This window comes from Nocardia sp. SYP-A9097, from assembly GCF_009649815.1.
Classification (GTDB): Bacteria; Actinomycetota; Actinomycetes; order Mycobacteriales; family Mycobacteriaceae; genus Nocardia.
Genome location: NZ_WJIC01000020.1, coordinates 71,081 through 84,943 on the forward strand (window position 1 = coordinate 71,081; position 13,863 = coordinate 84,943).

At 65.2% G+C, this 13,863-nt stretch carries 20 protein-coding genes; 5 read left to right on the plus strand and 15 right to left on the minus strand.

The features are described from left to right. Positions 1-49: 49 nt before the first annotated feature. Positions 50-460, plus strand: coding sequence for a DUF5997 family protein (locus GFY24_RS30030; RefSeq protein WP_309231513.1), 411 nt, complete (start codon positions 50-52; stop codon positions 458-460). A gap of 10 nt (positions 461-470) precedes the next feature. On the opposite strand, the gene GFY24_RS42360 is transcribed toward GFY24_RS30030, so the two are convergent. The 3 genes from GFY24_RS42360 to GFY24_RS43100 form a co-directional block, all read right to left on the minus strand. Next, positions 471-3,764 carry a 3-carboxy-cis,cis-muconate cycloisomerase family FAD/NAD(P)-binding protein gene (locus tag GFY24_RS42360; RefSeq protein WP_255458751.1) on the minus strand — a complete coding sequence of 1,098 codons (3,294 nt, stop codon included), beginning with the start codon at positions 3,762-3,764 and terminating at the stop codon, positions 471-473. Positions 3,765-4,013: 249 nt separating this feature from the next. Next, positions 4,014-4,316, minus strand: a complete 303-nt coding sequence (locus GFY24_RS30045; RefSeq protein WP_153808480.1) for a hypothetical protein — start codon at positions 4,314-4,316, stop codon at positions 4,014-4,016. Between the two features lie 12 nt (positions 4,317-4,328). Next, positions 4,329-4,454 (minus strand): hypothetical protein, encoded by a 126-nt coding sequence (locus tag GFY24_RS43100; RefSeq protein WP_255458752.1) that lies wholly within the window; start codon positions 4,452-4,454, stop codon positions 4,329-4,331. Positions 4,455-4,660: 206 nt separating this feature from the next. Between GFY24_RS43100 and GFY24_RS30050 the strand changes: the two genes are divergently transcribed. Together GFY24_RS30050 and GFY24_RS30055 are read left to right on the plus strand one after the other, a co-directional pair. Continuing rightward, a complete protein-coding gene (locus tag GFY24_RS30050) occupies positions 4,661-5,080 on the plus strand; it encodes a pyridoxamine 5'-phosphate oxidase family protein (RefSeq protein WP_153808481.1) in 420 nt (139 codons plus the stop codon). 74 nt (positions 5,081-5,154) lie between these two features. Beyond that, positions 5,155-5,607, plus strand: coding sequence for a MepB family protein (locus GFY24_RS30055; protein WP_309231522.1), 453 nt, complete (start codon positions 5,155-5,157; stop codon positions 5,605-5,607). Between the two features lie 67 nt (positions 5,608-5,674). On the opposite strand, the gene rpsQ is transcribed toward GFY24_RS30055, so the two are convergent. From rpsQ to GFY24_RS30115, 12 genes are all read right to left on the minus strand, one after another. Further along, on the minus strand, positions 5,675-5,971 hold the full coding sequence (gene rpsQ / locus GFY24_RS30060; protein WP_153808482.1) for a 30S ribosomal protein S17: 297 nt from the start codon (positions 5,969-5,971) through the stop codon (positions 5,675-5,677). After that, complete coding sequence (gene rpmC / locus GFY24_RS30065) at positions 5,968-6,207, minus strand: 50S ribosomal protein L29 (protein ID WP_067571125.1); 240 nt, start codon at positions 6,205-6,207, stop codon at positions 5,968-5,970. The genes rpsQ and rpmC overlap by 4 nt, the downstream gene beginning before the upstream one ends. After that, complete coding sequence (gene rplP / locus GFY24_RS30070; protein ID WP_153808483.1) at positions 6,207-6,623, minus strand: 50S ribosomal protein L16; 417 nt, start codon at positions 6,621-6,623, stop codon at positions 6,207-6,209. Before rplP ends, rpmC begins: the two co-directional genes overlap by 1 nt. Positions 6,624-6,626: 3 nt before the next feature. Continuing rightward, positions 6,627-7,433: a 30S ribosomal protein S3 gene (rpsC, locus tag GFY24_RS30075; protein ID WP_153808484.1), complete on the minus strand. Its 807-nt coding sequence runs from the start codon at positions 7,431-7,433 to the stop codon at positions 6,627-6,629. After that, a complete protein-coding gene (gene rplV, locus GFY24_RS30080) occupies positions 7,434-7,835 on the minus strand; it encodes a 50S ribosomal protein L22 (RefSeq protein WP_153808485.1) in 402 nt (133 codons plus the stop codon). It lies immediately after the preceding gene. Continuing rightward, positions 7,832-8,113: a 30S ribosomal protein S19 gene (gene rpsS / locus GFY24_RS30085; protein WP_040804204.1), complete on the minus strand. Its 282-nt coding sequence runs from the start codon at positions 8,111-8,113 to the stop codon at positions 7,832-7,834. Before rpsS ends, rplV begins: the two co-directional genes overlap by 4 nt. A 14-nt stretch (positions 8,114-8,127) precedes the next feature. Then, positions 8,128-8,958 (minus strand): 50S ribosomal protein L2, encoded by an 831-nt coding sequence (rplB, locus tag GFY24_RS30090; protein ID WP_153808486.1) that lies wholly within the window; start codon positions 8,956-8,958, stop codon positions 8,128-8,130. Positions 8,959-8,990: 32 nt separating this feature from the next. Then, positions 8,991-9,296 (minus strand): 50S ribosomal protein L23, encoded by a 306-nt coding sequence (gene rplW / locus GFY24_RS30095; protein WP_309231514.1) that lies wholly within the window; start codon positions 9,294-9,296, stop codon positions 8,991-8,993. After that, on the minus strand, positions 9,293-9,964 hold the full coding sequence (gene rplD, locus GFY24_RS30100) for a 50S ribosomal protein L4 (RefSeq protein WP_067571113.1): 672 nt from the start codon (positions 9,962-9,964) through the stop codon (positions 9,293-9,295). Before rplD ends, rplW begins: the two co-directional genes overlap by 4 nt. After that, positions 9,961-10,626, minus strand: a complete 666-nt coding sequence (gene rplC / locus GFY24_RS30105; RefSeq protein WP_153808487.1) for a 50S ribosomal protein L3 — start codon at positions 10,624-10,626, stop codon at positions 9,961-9,963. The genes rplD and rplC overlap by 4 nt, the downstream gene beginning before the upstream one ends. A gap of 14 nt (positions 10,627-10,640) precedes the next feature. Next, the gene (rpsJ, locus tag GFY24_RS30110) at positions 10,641-10,946 is read right to left on the minus strand and encodes a 30S ribosomal protein S10 (protein ID WP_040804197.1); all 306 of its coding nucleotides are present in this window, start codon (positions 10,944-10,946) and stop codon (positions 10,641-10,643) included. Positions 10,947-11,466: 520 nt separating this feature from the next. Then, on the minus strand, positions 11,467-11,859 hold the full coding sequence (locus GFY24_RS30115) for a hypothetical protein (RefSeq protein ID WP_153808488.1): 393 nt from the start codon (positions 11,857-11,859) through the stop codon (positions 11,467-11,469). A 166-nt stretch (positions 11,860-12,025) separates the two neighbouring features. Here GFY24_RS30115 and GFY24_RS30120 point away from each other — a divergent pair, with 166 nt between their 5' ends. After that, positions 12,026-12,502, plus strand: coding sequence for a hotdog fold domain-containing protein (locus GFY24_RS30120; RefSeq protein WP_153808489.1), 477 nt, complete (start codon positions 12,026-12,028; stop codon positions 12,500-12,502). Between the two features lie 226 nt (positions 12,503-12,728). After that, a complete protein-coding gene (locus GFY24_RS30125; RefSeq protein ID WP_375336122.1) occupies positions 12,729-13,859 on the plus strand; it encodes a lycopene cyclase family protein in 1,131 nt (376 codons plus the stop codon). Positions 13,860-13,863 lie beyond the last annotated feature (4 nt).

Genomic DNA, 13,863 nt, shown 5'->3' on the forward strand with positions numbered 1-13,863 from the left:
ACCGCACCGCGCGGCCGGTTCCCCACACCCAGCCCCGTACCCTGGACAGGTGAGCCCGGACAAGAACCCCCAGACCATGAAGCCGCTGACCGCGGCCGCCAAACTCGGCATCTACCTCCCCGCAACCCCCGAGGAGTTCCGGAACTCACCCGTCACCCGCGCCCAACTCGAAGAGCTGCGCACCAATCCGCCGCAGTGGCTGCAGGATCTGCACCGAGACGGCCCCTTCCCGCGCGATGTGGTCTCCCGCAAACTCGGCATCTCCAACTCCGGCCTGGGCCGCGCGGGCATCGAGGACGCACTGACCACCGCCGACATCGACGCCCTCATCGCCAACCCGCCCGAGTGGCTGCTGCGCGAACGCGAGAACTACGCCGAGGTCCGCAAGGAGGCCGAGCGCGTCAAGGCCAAGGAAGCCGAACGCCGCGCGGCCACCAACCGCCCCAGCAAACGCTGGTAGTTCCGGACCCTCACATTCGGCGCAGTACTCGATCCACCAGATCGGGGGCTGCGCCGAGATAGTTTTCGGGGCGCAACAGGTCATTCAGTTCGAGTCTGTTCAAATGCAGGGCTATATCCGGGGATTCGGCCAGGATCTCCGCGAGTGGGCGCGCCGTGGACTGAGATTCGTACGAGGCCGATTGCAAGGTTTTCTTCGCGACCGGCTTACCCAGCAGCGGGGCCAGCCGAATCGAGAGCCGCTCGGAGACGATCTGGCCTTCGGTGAGCGTGAGATTCGCGGTCATGCGATCGGCATCGGCGGTGAGACCGGCGGCCAACTCCACCGCCGTATGCGCCGCGCCGCCCACCAGCAGCAGGCATTCGCGCAACGGCTGCCACTCGGCATGCCAGGAACCCGCGGGCCGCTCGTCCTCGGCCAGCAACGCACCGAACAGGGTCGACGCCAGCGCCGGGGTTTGCAGCGCTGCCGCCCGAATCATGGTGCTCAGCACCGGGTTTCGCTTCTGCGGCATGGCGGAGGATTCGCCGCGACCCGCAGCCGCGGGTTCGAAGAGCTCCGCGATCTCGGTACGGGACTGCGAGATCACATCCACCGCCATCTTGCCCAGCACACCCGAGGTGAGCGCCAGCGCGGACGCCAGATCGGCAATGGGGGTGCGCACCGAATGCCACGGCGTGGCGCTTACCGTCAGCGACAACTCGGCCGCGAACCCCGCGCTCAAACGCTCCATGATCTCACCGCTCGGCGCGACCGCCAGCTCCGAATCAGCACAGCGGGCACACTCGATATAGGACGCCAAAGTGCCTGCCGCACCGCCTAATTGCACCGGCAGCCCGGTCCGCACCTGACACAACCGCTCACGCGCGTCGAGAATGCCCTGCATCCACACCGCCACCTTCGCACCGAACGTCGTCGGCACCGCCTGCATGGCCAGGGTGCGACCCGCGATCGGCGTACTACGGTGCCGCCGTGCGAGATCGGCCAGCGAAGCCAGAATCGCGTTCAGATCCGAGATCACCACCGACAACACCCGCGCCGCGATCAGCATGGTCGCGGTATCGAGAATGTCCTGACTGGTGGAGCCGTAGTGCACATAGTTCGCGCTCACCGGATCGATATCGGCGACCGCGCGATGCAGCCGCTCCACCAAGCACACCACCGGATTCGCCGCTCCCCGTGCGGCTTCCGCGATCTCCCGGGCATCGAAGGAGTGCTCGCGCACCGCTATCGCCATCTGCTCGGGCACCGTCCCGGGCACAATATCGAGCCGCGCCTGCGCCCGGGCGAGCGCCAGCTCCACCTCCAGCATGGCCTCGATCCAGGCATCGTCACCGAGCAGTGATTCCACCGGCGCACCCACCCCCACCGGGGATAGCAGACCGTATTCGATCGCCATATCATCTTGCCTTTCAAGAGAATTCGCGGACCGCTCGTAGCGGTGCGTGGTGAGGATCTCGCGGGCGATACCGTCGCCGTCCGCCAGCGTCACCGAATTCACGCCGGGACGCGGGCCCGCCGCCGTCACCCAGCGCACCGATTCAGTGGGAACACCGAAGGCATAGCGGCGCTGATGGATTCGACCCTCGCCGTCCACCAGATGATGGGTATTGGGAGCCAGCGCCAGACCGCCGGTGCGATAGTCACTGCCATCCGGCGAACCCATGGTGAAACCGCTGACATCCTTGCGGCCCAGCAGATTACGCAGCAGCGGATCCGCCGTACGACGCAGATCCGGGGCGGGCAGCCAGGCGTCGACCAGGTGGCGGCCACGCACCTGCGAACCCCCGACCTGCGGCGACTCCGCCGAGAACAGGCGGCGAACGGTATCCACGCGCACCCGCATTCCGGGGCCGACGACCTGCACCACACCCGCCCGGATCAGCGCCGCCAGCTCGGCGATTCGACTGGCGGGCGGGCCGATCGAGAGGAACGCGTTCATGGGGGTGTACCAACGGTCCAGATCGTCCCGATACGACGACCCCGCGATACCGCCGTGATCGACGACGAGCCGGATCTCGTTGCGCAAGTCCCGCAATACATCCAGGGCCGACTTCACCGGGCCGCGCACATTGCCCAGGCGGGCCTCACGCACATCGGAGTCCAGGTAGGCGAGCAGCCAGTCGTGGAAATCCTGTCGATCGGTGAAATTCCGGCCGCCGGTGGGATCCACCAGGGTGGACCAATCCCACTGCTCGTCCGCACGAATATGGAAGCGCTGCAACAACTCCGCGGTGTCCGATGCGGCCGTCACGCCGAGATAGCGGTCGCGGAAGGACTCCAGCCGCTGCGGGCTGAGCCGCTCGGTCAGCAACGCCGAATAGTAGACCGATTCCACCTCGCGGGCGATCAGCGGCCACACATCGTGCCGGAACGAGACATCACCGAATTTCCGTGAGCGACTGCGCAATCGGGCAATGCGCTCGGGGGTCAGCAGCATCGGCGAGTATCGGCCGTCCACACCCTTCTGATTCTCGCCACGGGCGTGATGCGGGATGCCGCGGCGGCAGCCCGCCATGATCGCGGGCTCATGTCCGGACGGCACGTACTCCAGGCCCGCGTCGGACTCCTTGAAACAGCCGCCGCGCCCGACGGTGAGCAGGGCCAGATAGTCGAAGAAGGTGAGGCCGAGACCGCGGATGAGCACCGGTTCGCGCTCGGGTATGCGATCGGTATCGATATCGGCGGCATTGGCGGGGGCCACATAGCCGAGGCCGAGGCCGCGCGCCGAATCCGGTAGGGAGCCGGGCTCTTCCGGCGGCTCCTCCCCCAGGTGCCCCTGGGCGAGCACCACCGCGTGCAGGCCGCGCAGGCGTTCACCGGTGCTGAGTTCGAGTTCCTGCAAGCCGCCCGGGCCGTCCCACAGATCGGTTGCGGTAGCGACAATTTCGCGAGTATGCGCCCATTCGGCATAGCGGTCGCGGGTTCGCTCGAATGCCCAGCGCAGATAGTGGCCGTAGAAGTAGCGTGGCGGATAGGTGTCGGCGCGGATGCGCAGGGCTTCGCGATATGCGCCCGAGGGGAGTCCGGCGAAATTCCCTATCTTGGCCAAAAAATTAGACCATTCGTACAAACTGGGCCCTCGATCCACCGGGCCGGCCATCTCCACCGTGTCGTCGGTGAAGATGGTGACCTGCTCGGCGACCGTGTTCATCAGCAGCTGATTCGGTTGATCGGTGCGCCAGACCGCGCCCGTACCAACCCTTTTCGAGTCTATGAGAATCAGTTCGACGCCCGCGCAATTACCGAGCTGTCTGGCATTCGCGCAAATACGTTCGAAGACATTCAGACCGCGAGGTCCCATTCCGACTATCGCAATACGAACCACGTTATCGAGCATTCACTCACCGATCGCGCCCGAGGATCTGTACCCGGTAGCGGGCACTTCGCCGAGAGTAGCAATGCGGCAAATCCCATACAAGAACACGCGGTATGTAATACGCCCCAGCTCGCGAAACGCCGAACGCAATATTGCGCTCCGCGTGTTGAATAGCCACCGAAGGCCCGCTTCCGATCGGAAGCGGGCCTTCGGACGTCGATCACCGGCGCGGGATCACTCGTGAAATTGGAACCGCCAAGCCTGTTGTACCACAGACACTTCCAGCGGACGCAAGGCCAGGCGCGGCGGGAAGATGCGCAACAGACTGTTGTCCAGCGCCAATTCGATCCCGTCGATCGGACCACCCGGCACCACGATATGGAAGGTGAACGGTTGCGCGCTCGGATAGATCGACCATTCCCTGGCCTCCGGGAAACTACCGACATGCATGTTCAATTGCGGATCCGTCTCGTAGCCGAGATACTGCTGATTCCGCAGGTTACGCAGGGTGATATTGCCATTGGTGAGCACATCCACCACCCACTCCTGCTAACCGGGTTGCCCGGTCGGCGGCAGCAGGAGAGCGGGCGCACCCTTCTCCATGCCATCGAGGAAAGTAATGAGCTGATCGATGGGGCGGCTGATCGAGTAAACGCCAGAAGGTATGAACGCCATGACAGACCTGACATCCTCCGCGCACGAAATACCAACTGCGCGCGGCACTTTGGTAATCGAACAGGGTGCGTCATTGCCTTTTCACCATACGCCCGGCGGCTCCCGCCCCACTGGAAATCTCGACCTACTGTGCATAAGCCATAAAGCAGACAAACCGGTGCGAATTCTTCTGCGGCTCTGTCATACCCGCACGCTAACGTGGACCCATGCCACTCCCGTTGGAAGAAAGACAGAGTTTCCTCGCCCAGCCGCATATCGGGGCCCTCGCCGTGAACAAGGCGGGCCGCGCACCCCTGAGTGTGCCCATCTGGTACCAGTACTCCCCCGGCGGCGAACTGTGGATCATCACAAGTCCGGACTCGCAGAAGATGCAGCTACTGAAGGAATCCGGTCGTTTCAGCATCATGGCCCAGGTCCTCGAACCCACCGTCCGCTATGTCACGGTCGAAGGCCCGGTCACCCGCATCGGCCCCATGTCCGACGAAATGCACCTGGAGATGGCCTCTCGCTACCTCACCCCCGACCAGGTCACCCGCTACCTGAAATACGCCGAACCCATCGGCGTGCAGGTAGCCGTCTACATGCGCCCCGAACACTGGCTATCCGCGGACATGGGCCCCCTCTGACCACCTTCGCCGCGGACTTCACGCTGACCGCGGAACTCGTCTACGCCCCATGCGGTTTCGCCTATTCGGCACCCATCCCCGAGCCGGAGAGCTCCGACTACGGCGCACACGAGTTCACCCTCGACGACCGAACCGTCCGCTTCCGCACCGCGAAGATCACCCCCACCAAGCCGGGCCAATTCGTCACGGTATGGAAGCGCCCACCCGGCGGCGGCCCCATCGCCCCCTTCGACACCACCGACCCGATCGACCTCTTCGTAATCAGCACCCGCGACGCCCACAACTTCGGCCAATTCGTCTTCCCCACAGCGATACTCGCCCACCACGGCGTCGTCTCAACCCCGGACCACCCAGGCAAACGAGCCTTCCGCGTCTACCCACCCTGGGTAACCCCCGCCAACCGGCAAGCCGAAAAAGCCCAGTCCTGGCAGACCGACTACTTCCTGCCCGTGGACGCGACTCTCGATCTTGCTCGCGCCCAGGCGCTCTACGCCGCGCCGCCGACGCTCGCCCCGACCAGGAATTGACGAAGGCCCGCTTCCCAAATGGGAAGCGGGCCTTCGTATTTCGACTTCCGTCGAGTCGAAGAGGACCTTACTTGGCCTTCTCCAGCACCTCGACCAGACGCCAGCGCTTGGTGGCGGACAGCGGACGGGTCTCCATCAGCTGCACGAGGTCACCGATACCGGCGATCTCGTCCTCGTCGTGCGCCTTGACCTTCGAGGTGGTGCGGATGATCTTGCCGTAAAGCTTGTGCTTCACGCGATTCTCCAGCTCGACCACGATGGTCTTGGTCATCTTGTCGGAGACAACGTAGCCCTTGCGCACCTTGCGCTGACCGCGTTCCTCCTGCTTGGCCGGCGTCTTGGCCGGGCCCTTTACGTCGCTCATGCGGCGTCTCCCTTGCCTTCAGGACCGGAGGCCAGGCCGAGCTCGCGCTCCCGCATGACCGTGTAGATGCGTGCGATCTCGTGGCGGACCACACGCAGGCGGCGATTGTTGGTCAGCTGACCGGTCGCCATCTGGAAGCGCAGGTTGAACAGCTCTTCCTTGCCTTCACGCAGTTTCGCGACGAGCTCCTCTTCGGTCAGCTCGCGCAGCTCTGCAGCCGGAGTTCCGGTAGCCATCAGAACTGCTCCTCTCGCGTCACGATCCTGCACTTCATGGGGAGCTTGTGCATCGCGCGGCGCAGGGCCTCGCGAGCGGTCTCCTCACTCGGGTAAGACATCTCGAACATGATCCGTCCCGGCTTCACGTTCGCGATCCACCACTCCGGCGAACCCTTACCGGAACCCATGCGGGTTTCGGCCGGCTTCTTGGTGAGCGGGCGATCGGGGTAGATGTTGATCCAGATCTTGCCGCCACGCTTGATGTGGCGAGTCATCGCGATACGCGCCGACTCGATCTGGCGGTTGGTCACGTAAGCCGGCTCCAGAGCCTGGATGCCGTACTCACCGAACGTCACCGCGGTGCCGCCCTTGGACATGCCCGAACGGCTCGGGTGATGCTGCTTACGGTGCTTGACCTTGCGAGGCATCAACATAGGTCAGCCCTCCTGGGTCGTCTCAGCCGGAGCATCGGCGACCGCAGTCGCGGCCCGCCCGGCCTCAGTGCTGGTCGCGGTTGTGCCCTGGGCACCCGAACGACGCGGGCGGCTCGGCCGCTCACGACGCGGGCGATCACGGTCACCGGCCGGCGCTGCGGTCGCGGTGACCTCACGCTTGCCACCGACGATGTCGCCCTTGTAGATCCACACCTTCACGCCGATACGGCCGAAGGTGGTGCGGGCCTCGTACAGGCCGTAGTCGATGTCCGCACGAAGGGTGTGCAGCGGCACACGGCCTTCACGGTAGAACTCCGAGCGCGACATTTCGGCGCCACCGAGGCGGCCCGAGCACTGCACGCGGATGCCCTTGACGTTCGGCGAACGCATGGCCGACTGAATGGCCTTACGCATCGCACGACGGAACGCCACACGGTTCGACAGCTGCTCGGCCACACCCTGGGCAACGAGCTGCGCATCCGATTCGGGGTTCTTGACCTCGAGGATGTTCAGCTGCACCTGCTTGCCGGTGAGCTTCTCCAGCTCGGCACGGATGCGGTCGGCCTCCGCGCCACGACGGCCGATCACGATACCCGGACGCGCGGTGTGGATATCCACACGGACGCGATCACGGGTGCGCTCGATCTCGACCTTCGAGATGCCCGCGCGCTCCATACCGGTGGAGAGGAGCTTGCGGATCTTGACGTCTTCTCCGACGTATTCCTTGTACTGCTTGTCGGCGTACCAGCGCGACTTCCAGTCGGTGGTGATGCCGAGGCGGAAGCCGTGGGGATTGATCTTCTGTCCCATTTACTTCGCCCCTCCCTTCCGGCGGCTACGAGTGGCAGCGCCGGCACTGGGCACGCTCTCGACCTCGATGGTGATGTGGCTGGTGCGCTTACGAATCCGGAACGCACGGCCCTGGGCACGCGGCTGGAAACGCTTCATGGTCGCGCCCTCGTCGACAAACGCCGTCGAGATGACCAGGGTCGCCGGGTTGAGGCCGAGGTTGTTCTCGGCGTTGGCGGCCGCCGAGGCGACAACCTTCGCAACCGGCTCGCTGGCGGCCTGCGGAGCGAACCGCAGGATGTTCAGCGCATCCTCGACCCGCTTGCCGCGGACCAGGTCCACAACACGACGAGCCTTCATGGGCGTCACGCGGACATGCTTGGCGGTCGCGCGTGCGGTCTGATTCTGAGTGTCAGTGCTCATCGCCGCTTGCTCTTCCGATCTTCCTTGACGTGGCTCTTGAACGTCCGAGTCGGCGCGAATTCACCGAGCTTGTGTCCAACCATGTTCTCCGACACGAACACCGGTACGTGCTTACGGCCGTCGTGCACCGAGAACGTGTGGCCGATGAAATCGGGAATGATGGTGGAGCGACGCGACCAGGTCTTGATGACCTGCTTCGTGCCCTTCTCGTTCTGAACGTCCACCTTCTTGAGGAGGTGTCCGTCGACGAACGGGCCCTTCTTCAGGCTACGTGGCATCTTTAACCTCCTCCTTAACGCTTCTTGCCGCGGCGGCGGACGATGAGCTTGTCGCTGGGACGGTTGGGCTTACGGGTACGGCCCTCGGGCTTGCCCCACGGCGAGACCGGGTGGCGACCACCGGAAGTCTTACCTTCACCACCACCGTGCGGGTGATCGACCGGGTTCATGACCACACCACGGACGGTCGGGCGAACGCCCTTCCACCGCATACGGCCGGCCTTGCCCCAGTTGATGTTCGACTGCTCGGCGTTACCGACCTCGCCGATGGTGGCGCGGCAGCGCACATCGACACGACGGATTTCACCCGACGGCATACGCAGGACGGCGTAGGCGCCTTCCTTACCCAGCAGCTGGATGCTGATACCGGCGGCGCGAGCCAGCTTGGCACCGCCACCCGGACGCAGCTCCACCGCGTGGATGGTGGTACCGGTCGGGATCGAGCGCAGCGGCAGGTTGTTGCCGGGCTTGATATCGGCACCGGTGCCGGACTCGATCTTCGTGCCCTGGGCAATGCCCTTGGGCGCGATGATGTAGCGCTTCTCGCCATCGGCGAAGTGCAGCAGCGCGATGTTGGCGGTGCGGTTCGGGTCGTACTCGATGTGAGCGACCTTGGCCGGGATACCGTCCTTGTCGAGGCGGCGGAAGTCGATCACGCGGTAGGCACGCTTGTGGCCACCACCCTTGTGACGGGTGGTGATGCGACCCTGAGCGTTACGACCACCGGTCTTGGTGAGCGGACGCAGCAGCGACTTCTCGGGGGTGGTGCGGGTGATCTCGGCGAAGTCCGAGACCGAGGCGCCACGACGACCCGGGGTAGTCGGCTTGTATTTACGGATTGCCATGAGTTCTTCTCTACTTTCTGAAGTCCCCGCCGCTACGCGACCGGGCCTCCGAAGATCTCGATGGGCTTGCTGTCGGCCGAGAGGGTCACGAGCGCGCGCTTGGTGTTCTTGCGCTTGCCGTAACCGGCGCGGGTCCGCTTGCGCTTGCCCTGACGGTTAGCGGTGTTGACGCTGGTCACCGTGACGCCGAAGACCTTCTCGACGGCAATTTTGATCTGCGTCTTGTTGGAGTCCGGGTGCACGATGAAGGTGTAGGTACCCTCTTCGATCAGTCCATAGGACTTCTCGGAGATGACCGGCGCCAGCAGAATGTCGCGGGGGTCGGCGATCGTGGTCACTTGCTCTCCTCCTGTGCAGCTTCGGCAGGGCCGTGCACGAAGGCGTTGAGCGCCTCGACGGAGAAGATGACCTCATCGGCCTTCAGCACGTCATAGGTGTTCAGCTGATCGGGAGCGATCGGGTGCACGTTCTGCAGGTTCGCGACGCTCTTCCACGTGGCGATGTCCTCGCGACCGACGACCACCAGGAGCTGCTTGCGAGTCGAGAGCTCGGCAAGGAAGTTCTTGGCGACCTTGGTCGACGGGGTCTGACCCGGGACCAGTTCGGTGATCACATGGATGCGTTCGTTGCGAGCCCGGTCCGACAGAGCGCCACGCAATGCGGCGACCTTCATCTTCTTGGGCAGGCGCTGGGTGTAGTCACGCGGCTGCGGGCCGTGGACGGTGCCACCGCCGGCGAACTGCGGCGCACGGGTCGAACCCTGGCGCGCGCGGCCGGTGCCCTTCTGGCGGTAAGGCTTACGCCCACCACCACGGACTTCACCGCGGGTCTTGGTCGCATGCGTGCCCTGGCGAGCCGCGGCCAGCTGGGCCACGACAACCTGGTGCATCAGCGAGATGTTGGCGGTTACGTCGAAGATCTCCGCGGGGAGCTCGACGGTGCCCTCGGTCTTGCCGCCAGCGGCCTTGACCGTGAGCGTCAGGTTGGTCTTGGTCTCGGTGCTCATGCCCGGGCACCACCCTTCACTGCACTCTTGACGATCACGACGTGGCCGCGACGGCCCGGGATCGCACCCTTGATCAGCAGCAGACCGTTCTCGGCATCCACCTTGTGGACCGTGAGGTTCTGCGTGGTCACGCGGTCGCTACCCATCCGGCCGGACATACGCATGCCCTTGAACACGCGGCCCGGGGTGGAGCAACCACCGATGGAACCCGGACGACGGTGCACAGCCTGCGCGCCGTGCGAGGCGCCCTGGCCCTTGAAGCCGTGACGCTTCATGGTGCCCGCGAAGCCCTTGCCCTTGGACGTGCCCGTCACGTCGACGAAGCTGCCTTCTGCGAAGGCCTCCGCGCCGATCTCCTGGCCGACCTCGAAGGAAGCCACGTCAGCGACGCGGATCTCCGTGATGTGGCGGCGAGGGGTGACACCGGCCTTGGCGAACTGGCCGGAAACCGGCTTGTTCACCTTGCGCGGATCGATGGCGCCGTAAGCGATCTGGATGGCTGCGTAGCCATCGCGCTCTGCGGTGCGGATCTGGGTCACGACGTTCGGACCGGCCTTGACGACGGTCACCGGAACAACGCGGTTCTTCTCGTCGAAGACCTGGGTCATACCGAGCTTGGTTCCCAGGATGCCGGCAGCCGGCCTGCTCTTGTTGTCAGTCATATCTGGAATCCCCGTCACTGAATGTTGACGTCGACACTGGCCGGGAGGTCGATGCGCATAAGCGCGTCAACCGTCTTCGGCGTCGGGTCGAGAATGTCGATCAGCCGCTTGTGCGTACGCATCTCGAAATGCTCGCGCGAGTCCTTGTACTTGTGCGGCGAACGGATGACGCAGTAGATGTTCTTTTCGGTGGGCAACGGCACCGGGCCAACGACGCGGGCACCCGTACGGGTCACCGTCTCAACGATCTTGCGCGCAGACGCGTCGATCGCCTCATGGTCGTAGGCCTTGAGCCTGATGCGGATCTTCTGTCCCGCCACGCTGAGTGTCCTTTTCTCCGCTTAACGTTTGTGCCCCGAGAGCTTTCGCTCTCGAAACACCCTCATTTGCACAGCCCGAACACACGAAGACGCATCAGCCACCACACCAGCGGGCCCGTGGGCCCGCATCCATCGCCGCTGTTCATCTGTCATGGTTCTATCCGGTCCACGCGGTCGGGCGTGTCGCCCATCCGCTCATTCTTCGGCCCGAGTCATCTCTGAGCCTTGGAACCTTGTCCCGGAAGCACCCGCGCCGGTAAACGGCGGGGCACAAGAGTGGGTCCTACTCACCCGCCACCTGCGACTTTCCCGAAAGAGAGCACAACCCGGTGCGGGCAACCTGAACAGTATGCCCCACGGCTATGGGGGACTTCAAATCGGCCCCTCTGTCCCCCGAAATCGCGACGGGGCAGGTCACAACCGCCGCCGCGAGCGAGCTTTCAACTCCGGGGTGTCGCCGCCCGGGCGCGCCGCAGGGACCGAAACGACGGGCGCCGTGACGACGCCCGCCGTGCCCGAATCAGGGTAGTCGCTGCACGATCAGGTACTGATAGCCCTCGGCCTGGGCGGGATTCACGATGGCGAGGGTGACCCGGCCGCCGACGGCCGCGGCCTCGTTGACCACCGCGCCGGGGGTGGCGTACAGATAGCCGTCATCCTGGGGCAGTCGGGAATCGGGGTCCATGACGAACCCGGTCTGGTCCAGCGGCAGGAATTGGGTCAACAGGCCGGGAACGGCGCTGTTACCCAGGGCCACGGTCTCGGCCTGATCGAATTCCAGGCCGAGGTAAACCCCCTGGCCCGGTTCGATGATCGGCCGGACAGCAGCAGCCGACCCCGCCCCGACAGTGGCCAGGACAGCCGCACCGGCCAGCGCGATACCCAGCGAGGCCGCAACGGTCTTGATACGCATGATTTTTCGAGCTCCATTCCCCCGACGAAACCGGTGAAATGGCACCGGCTCCAGCCGCGCCCTTCACGCAGCGGTTCAACTTACCAAGCAATTGCTCGGTTTTCCGTTCGAGCCGGTCGCAACGGCAACCCTTCCGGATAACTTACTTCTGAGTAAGATACGCGGCATGACGAAAGAGACCGCTACCTACCGCGGCTGGAAGAAGCTGCCGGACAACCGACTAGGCCACACCCTGTTCTCCCTCGGCATGGTCGCGCGCGTCCCCTATTTCGGCACGGTCCTGCCCACCGTGGTGCGCCTGGAACCCGGCCTCTGCGAGGTCACCGCCCCCAAATGGTTCGGCATCCACAACCACCTGAGCACCTTCCATGCCATCGCCGCCTGCAACCTCGCCGAGGTGGCCATGGGCATGCTCTCGGAGGCCACCGTCCCCGACACCCACCGCTGGATCCCCAAGGCCATGAATGTGCGGTACCTGGCCAAGGCCAACTCCGGCCTCCGCGCGGTGGCCGAACTCCCCGAGCTGCCCGACTTCGCGACGATCACCGAAGGGCAGAACCTGATCGTCCCGGTCGCCATCTACGACAAGTCCGGCGTCGAGGTGGTCCACGCCGACATCACCACCTGGGTCACCCCGAAGTAGCCTCGAATCCGGCAATTCTGCTGTCCCCCAGCAGAATTGCCTGTTCCAGCGAAGCGGGCACGGGACACGCCCGAGCGCCCGTGGGGGTGCGAAGTCGGGTGGATGCTGGTGGGGCGGGGGCGGGGCTGTTTGAATGCGAAGTATGAGTGGCCGGGTAGTTGGTGGGGTGGCGGATGTTTGCGTCGTGGGGTTGGGGCCCACGGGGCAGGCGCTTGCGCATCGGGCGATGACTGCCGGGTTGCGGGTGGTGGCGGTGGATCCGCGGCCGGAGCGGGTGTGGCCGCCGACCTACTCGTGCTGGATCGATGAGCTGCCGGAGTGGTTGCCGGCGAGTGTGATTGCCAGTCGGGTGGACAAGCCCGTGGTGTGGACCAAAGGGGAGCATCGGATCGATCGGCCGTATTGCGTGCTGTCCAAGCCGGGATTGAAGGCGGCGCTGGCGCTCGATGATGCGACGGTCGTCGTGGGGCGGGCCAAGGTTGTCGAGGCGCATCGGGTCGAGTTGGCCGATGGCACCGAGATTCGGGCCGCGGTGGTTTTCGATACCCGCGGGCAGGTTTCGCCGGGGCAGCGCAGGGTGGCGGCGGCGCATGGGATCTTCGTACGGGAAGAGGTCGCCGCGCCGATGGTGACGCCGGGCGAGGGGCTGCTGCTGGATTGGCGGGATGAGAACGGTGCGGGGGCCGATGAGCCGCCGTCGTTCCTGTACGCCATGCCGCTCGGGGACGGGACGGTGGTTTTCGAGGAGACCAGTCTCGGATTGCGGGGCGGGATGCCGCAGCACGAGTTGCGGCGGCGGACGCTACATCGGCTGGAGCGGCACGGGATTCGGCTCACCGGGGACGAGCCGACCGAGGCCGCGCACTATCCGCTCGACGACGCGCCGCCGAAAGCCGGTCGCGGGCAGTCGGTTCCGTTCGGATCGCGGGGCGGGATGATGCATCCGTGCACTGGGTACAGCGTGGCGGATTCGCTGGCGCTGGTGGATACCGCGGTGGAAGCCGTTCAGCGGGGCGCGGATCCGATCGCGGCGCTGTGGCCGCGGCAGGCGCGGCTGGTCTATTGGATGCGCATGCGCGGGGTGTACGGGCTCGGCCGGTTGACCACCGAGCAGTCGATCTCCATGTTCGACGCGTTCTTCACCGCCTCGCCGCGCCAGCAGAAGGCGCTGCTGTCGGCGCATGACGACTACACCGCATTGGGCGGCGTGCTGTTCATGACCGTGGCCCGCACCTGGCCGTTCCGCTGGCGCTACGACCTGGTCGGCTGGACCAACCGAAACCGCTGGGTGGGTTGGGATTACGGGCGGCCCGAGCGCGCCGAGCTATCGGATCATCAGGACAGCGCGACGCCCTGAACCG

Bases quoted from the DNA above. Each gene is read 5' to 3' on its own strand.
- GFY24_RS42360 (WP_255458751.1), bottom strand. From the start codon at position 3,764: ATGGGACCTCGCGGTCTGAATGTCTTCGAACGTATTTGCGCGAATGCC.
- GFY24_RS43100 (WP_255458752.1), bottom strand. From the start codon at position 4,454: ATGGCGTTCATACCTTCTGGCGTTTACTCGATCAGCCGCCCCATCGAT.
- GFY24_RS30050 (WP_153808481.1), top strand. From the start codon at position 4,661: ATGCCACTCCCGTTGGAAGAAAGACAGAGTTTCCTCGCCCAGCCGCAT.
- rpsQ (WP_153808482.1), bottom strand. From the start codon at position 5,971: ATGAGCGACGTAAAGGGCCCGGCCAAGACGCCGGCCAAGCAGGAGGAA.
- rpmC (WP_067571125.1), bottom strand. From the start codon at position 6,207: ATGGCTACCGGAACTCCGGCTGCAGAGCTGCGCGAGCTGACCGAAGAG.
- rplP (WP_153808483.1), bottom strand. From the start codon at position 6,623: ATGTTGATGCCTCGCAAGGTCAAGCACCGTAAGCAGCATCACCCGAGC.
- rpsC (WP_153808484.1), bottom strand. From the start codon at position 7,433: ATGGGACAGAAGATCAATCCCCACGGCTTCCGCCTCGGCATCACCACC.
- rplV (WP_153808485.1), bottom strand. From the start codon at position 7,835: ATGAGCACTGACACTCAGAATCAGACCGCACGCGCGACCGCCAAGCAT.
- rpsS (WP_040804204.1), bottom strand. From the start codon at position 8,113: ATGCCACGTAGCCTGAAGAAGGGCCCGTTCGTCGACGGACACCTCCTC.
- rplB (WP_153808486.1), bottom strand. From the start codon at position 8,958: ATGGCAATCCGTAAATACAAGCCGACTACCCCGGGTCGTCGTGGCGCC.
- rplD (WP_067571113.1), bottom strand. From the start codon at position 9,964: ATGAGCACCGAGACCAAGACCAACCTGACGCTCACGGTCAAGGCCGCT.
- rplC (WP_153808487.1), bottom strand. From the start codon at position 10,626: ATGACTGACAACAAGAGCAGGCCGGCTGCCGGCATCCTGGGAACCAAG.
- GFY24_RS30115 (WP_153808488.1), bottom strand. From the start codon at position 11,859: ATGCGTATCAAGACCGTTGCGGCCTCGCTGGGTATCGCGCTGGCCGGT.
- GFY24_RS30120 (WP_153808489.1), top strand. From the start codon at position 12,026: ATGACGAAAGAGACCGCTACCTACCGCGGCTGGAAGAAGCTGCCGGAC.
- GFY24_RS30125 (WP_375336122.1), top strand. From the start codon at position 12,729: ATGACTGCCGGGTTGCGGGTGGTGGCGGTGGATCCGCGGCCGGAGCGG.